The organism is Desulfosarcina sp. (assembly GCF_041551955.1).
GTDB lineage: Bacteria > Desulfobacterota > Desulfobacteria > Desulfobacterales > Desulfosarcinaceae > Desulfosarcina.
The window spans coordinates 1-4,128 of record NZ_JBFELV010000444.1 but is presented as its reverse complement, the minus strand read 5'-3'; the positions used below and the strand labels follow the sequence as shown (position 1 = coordinate 4,128).

Annotated in this window: 5 protein-coding genes; all 5 read right to left on the bottom strand. The window is 59.0% G+C overall.

The genetic code is table 11. The features are described 5' to 3' along the window. On the bottom strand, nucleotides 1-1,205 hold a 1,205-nt coding region (locus ABYV26_RS22100; RefSeq protein WP_372683523.1), incomplete at its 3' end, for a KUP/HAK/KT family potassium transporter. A 50-nt stretch (nucleotides 1,206-1,255) separates the two neighbouring features. Further along, nucleotides 1,256-1,801 (bottom strand): YeeE/YedE thiosulfate transporter family protein, encoded by a 546-nt coding sequence (locus ABYV26_RS22095; protein ID WP_372683522.1) that lies wholly within the window; start codon nucleotides 1,799-1,801, stop codon nucleotides 1,256-1,258. Beyond that, nucleotides 1,798-2,340, bottom strand: coding sequence for a YeeE/YedE thiosulfate transporter family protein (locus tag ABYV26_RS22090; RefSeq protein WP_372683521.1), 543 nt, complete (start codon nucleotides 2,338-2,340; stop codon nucleotides 1,798-1,800). The genes ABYV26_RS22095 and ABYV26_RS22090 overlap by 4 nt, the downstream gene beginning before the upstream one ends. 5 nt (nucleotides 2,341-2,345) lie before the next feature. Beyond that, nucleotides 2,346-3,455 carry a sulfurtransferase gene (locus ABYV26_RS22085; protein ID WP_372683520.1) on the bottom strand — a complete coding sequence of 370 codons (1,110 nt, stop codon included), beginning with the start codon at nucleotides 3,453-3,455 and terminating at the stop codon, nucleotides 2,346-2,348. A 68-nt stretch (nucleotides 3,456-3,523) separates the two neighbouring features. After that, nucleotides 3,524-4,128: hypothetical protein (locus ABYV26_RS22080; RefSeq protein ID WP_372683519.1), on the bottom strand; the 605-nt coding region annotated here is incomplete at its 5' end.

Genomic DNA, 4,128 nt, shown 5'->3' with positions numbered 1-4,128 from the left:
GTGTTAATGATCATCGTGGAGGTTACAGCTAACCCGTACGCAGCCGCAAGTTTGCTGGAAGATTGAAAACCGGCCACAAGGGAGATCGTGCAGACCATGAGCATCCAATTGACAGGGGCCACATAGATTTGGCCGATTTGCGTTGCGGCGGTATGCCGGATGTTCAAACGCGGGAGGTATCCCAATTGGATCGCTTGTCGGGTCATGGAAAAAGCGCCGGTGATGACAGCCTGGGAGGCAATGATGGTGGCCACGGTGGCCAACAACACCGTCGGAATCATGGCCCAGGCGGGCACCATGGCGTAAAAAGGATGACCCGCCGCTTCCGGATTGACCATGAGAAGGGCTCCCTGCCCGAAATAATTCAACACCAGGGCGGGAAATACGATGGCAAACCAGGTCAGGCGAATGGGCCGGGGACCGAAATGCCCCATGTCTGCGTATAACGCTTCAGTGCCGGTGACCACCAGGAATACGGCTCCCAACACCACAAACCCGTGCAGTTTATTGAAAACCAGGAAGCGGATCGCATGCCACGGAAAAACCGCCGACAGCACTTGCGGCGTATGGGCCACTTGCATGGCCCCGGTCACCGCCAGAAAACCGAGCCAGACCAGAATTACCGGTCCGAAAAAACCGCCCAACCGCGCCGTGCCCTGGCGCTGGATCAGAAACAGGCCAATCAGAATGGCAATGGTGATGGGAATCACATAGCGCCCAAATAGGGGGGTGATAACGGCGAGCCCTTCCACGGCGCTCAGAACGGAAATCGCCGGGGTGATCATGCCGTCCCCATACAGCAGGCAAGCCGCAAAAAGACCCAGGGCGATGACGCCTAACCTCCGCCGGTTATTGGAAGGCTCATTTTTACCGCGAATCAAGGCGATCAGGGCAATTTCACCGCCTTCCCCATGGTTGTTGGCGCGAAAAACGAAGGTCAAGTATTTCAGGCCCACGATCATTACCAGCGCCCAAAACATCAGGGAAAGGATTCCCAAGACGTTGGCATGACTCACATCGATACCGTATTCACCGTGGAAACACTCCCGAATGGCATATATCGGGCTGGTGCTGATATCCCCGAAAACCACGCCCAAAGCGGCAAGCGAAAGCTGCGCCAGACGGCTTTTCTTCTCGTGAGGCGCGCTCTCACTTTTTGGTTTTTCGGGGATCGGTTTTTCGGCCCCTTCCTTGGGGTTGGTCATTCCTAATCCTTTTTTTTCCGGTCAAATTCCTCCGAATCGGATCCCCGTTCTTAGGCAACGACCCGTTCGCCCGACCCCCACAGCTTTCCGATTCCCCAGGCGCACAGGCCGAAACCGACGGCTAATACCGCGACGGCTGCGGCATGATTGCCCAACAGATCCGTCAGGGTGATTTGCCCCAGGTTGGTGGGATCGTATAAAATGGGGATCAGCGTCTCGTGCAACTGGGCGAAAAGAGCCGTGCCGGCCAGTCCGCCCAGCAGGGCGAAGACCGCATCCATGCGCCCCTCGCCGGCGGCCGCCCAGGTGGTACCGGGGCAATAACCGGTCAACCCCCACCCGATGCCGAAGATCACGGCGGCCAGTCCTGTGGCCACGATGCTGGTGGGCAGGGGCAGGGTGCGCCCCACGTCGACCGACTGGAGCCCGAAGAGGCCCACGGCGGACAAGGCCACCGCCAGAACCATGAACCGGGGGATGTCCGCGTCCAGCATCAGGTGCGATCGGGCCATCCGATGGGCGTCGGTGGCGCCGATGCGCTGGATGACGAACCCGAAGGCGATGCCCGAAAAGAGTCCCAGCCAAATTTGTGTCATTGGATATCCCCCTGTTGCCCTATTTTCCCGAAGATCAGCCGGGCGGTGAGCATGGCCACGGCAAAAATGACGAGGCCGAAATAAAGGCCGCTGACGGCCAGTTGCGTCGACCCGGAGATGAACAGCCCCAGGGTGCAGCCGCCGGCCAGCCGCGATCCGAAAAGGATCAGGAATCCGCCGAAAAAAGTGGCCACATATCGTTTGGCTCGGCTGTCGCCAAAGCGCTTCCTCCAGATGGGCGGCATATCGCGCACCGGAATTCTTTTGGATGTCCGGCCGGCGACAAAGCCGCCGATGGCCATGCCCAGTACAAAGGCGAAGAGCCATGCACCGGGGCCAGGAATGGCCTTGTAGTGGGCCTTGGCCGCCACGTAATCCGGAGCCACCCATTCGAAAAAGCCTTTGAGGGTGCTGACGAATCCGCTTGACGAGGCCGGCGGTCCGTAGGTGGCGAAAATAAAGACGATAATACCCGACAGGGCAAACGCGGCCGGGATCCAATGCCAATAGGGGATAGGTTCTCTGTTCGTATGTTCCATGGGGCTTATCCTCCGCAGGAGACGTACCCGCTTTTGGAACCGCGGTCGCCTCCGGGTTCAGCGGCCGCGCCGCTTTTCCGGTTTGTCTTTCCCAGACGGTTGAGGGCGGTGGGTGTGGACGACGTTCCCGGCAGGGCATCGCCGGTGAGGACGTTTTCCGCAGTTTCAACCGGGTAGAAATAGTGTTTATTGCCCCATTCCATCCAGGAGGGCTCATAGAGCATCACGTCTTCGAAGCCCATGAGCCTGAGGACGAAATAGCCAAATGATCCCCGACGGGCCGAATGGCAATAGAGGATCACGGCCCTGCCGGGGTCGAGGCCCCTGTAGCGTTCCTGTAATACTGCGTAGGGTTTAAGCGCCTTGATGTCGGGGGTGGTCCAGTTGAGGGTGTAGTCGCTGTTGGTTGCCGTCGGGACATGCCCCAGCTTAAGCGCCGTGCCGTCCAGCGCGGTATTGGGTTTTTCACCCATGTATTCCGCCCGGGATCGGACATCCAGAACCTGATAATAGGGATCACCGAGCCGCGGCATGATGTAATCGGCCTTGACCCATTTGCGCAAGTTGATCTCGCCCGACGGGGCCTGGTAGAGAACCTCCGCGGCCTTGCGCGGTGTGGATACCGTTTCTCCACCGGCATCGATCCAGCTGTCGATACCCCGCTCCAGCACCTTCATGTTCTTGTGGCCCAGCAGGTCGAGAACCCAGAAGATGTAGGAACTGGTGGCGCCACCGTCCCGTTTCACCGAATCGTAAAGCACTATGGTGTCGTTGCGGGCGATGCCGTGTTCGCCCAGCAGTTGCTGGGCACGCACGATGCCCACGAACAACCCGCCCATGTTGCCGGCGAGATCGTCGTACTGGAATTGCTGCCAGGGCATGCGGATGGCGCCGGGAATCAGCTTTTCGTCGAAGTATTTGTCCATTCGGACGTCCACGATCACCAGGGACGCGTCGTCCATGTGGGATTTCAGCCACTGGGCGGTAGCCAGGAAACCGGCGTTGGGATAATCTCCACCGGCTGCGCCGCCGGTCGCCGAGGAGGCCGACCAGTAGATACCGATCAGCAACGTCGCGGCGATCGCCGCATAACGAATCCGTTTGCCGTTTTTCATGTATTATTTCTCCTTCCCATTTAATATGTCGTCTTCAACGGTTTCGGATTGGTTCAAAAAAATGCCGTTCAATCGTCCTTTCCCGGCCCCCTGTCGAATTCGACGATCCTGGCAAAGTCCCGGTCCGGTCCTTTGTGGACCCGGTGATACAGTGGGCTTTTTTCCCCGACCCGTCCCCCCATGTCATAGGTGAAATCGGAGACAGCCACATGGCGAATCCAGTATCCGGTATGCACCGGTCCCGCACCGTTGTAGCAGGAGTGAAAATGGACAAATTCGTCCTGGGAATCCGGCCGCGTGTTGCGCCAGGCTTCGGGCGCTTCCTGAAAAAATACGGGATTGATTCTTTCCTGGGTGGCAATGGCGACATCGGCCCGGGGCAGCGTCGCCCGCACTGCGGTTCCTTCGTATAGTTTGGCGCCGTCGGGCATGTCCGAACTGTAGAACCGGTTTTCGTTGAAACAGACGAATCGCAAGCGGCTCAGATCCCTGGGGTCCTCCGGCCGAAAATAATAGCCCAAGAAGGGTCCGAATCCGATCATCCGGCCGTCATGCACCTGCTCCAGCCGGGCCATGTACCCATGGGGAACGGCGACAACGCCACCCGATGACCCATCTGACCCATCGGCTTCCTGATCGGATCGGCAGCCGGACATCACCGCCGCACACGCAC

What these genes read in the sequence shown, in the direction of transcription:
- ABYV26_RS22095 (WP_372683522.1), bottom strand. Translation starts at nt 1,801, where the DNA reads ATGACACAAATTTGGCTGGGACTCTTTTCGGGCATCGCCTTCGGGTTC.
- ABYV26_RS22090 (WP_372683521.1), bottom strand. Translation starts at nt 2,340, where the DNA reads ATGGAACATACGAACAGAGAACCTATCCCCTATTGGCATTGGATCCCG.
- ABYV26_RS22085 (WP_372683520.1), bottom strand. Translation starts at nt 3,455, where the DNA reads ATGAAAAACGGCAAACGGATTCGTTATGCGGCGATCGCCGCGACGTTG.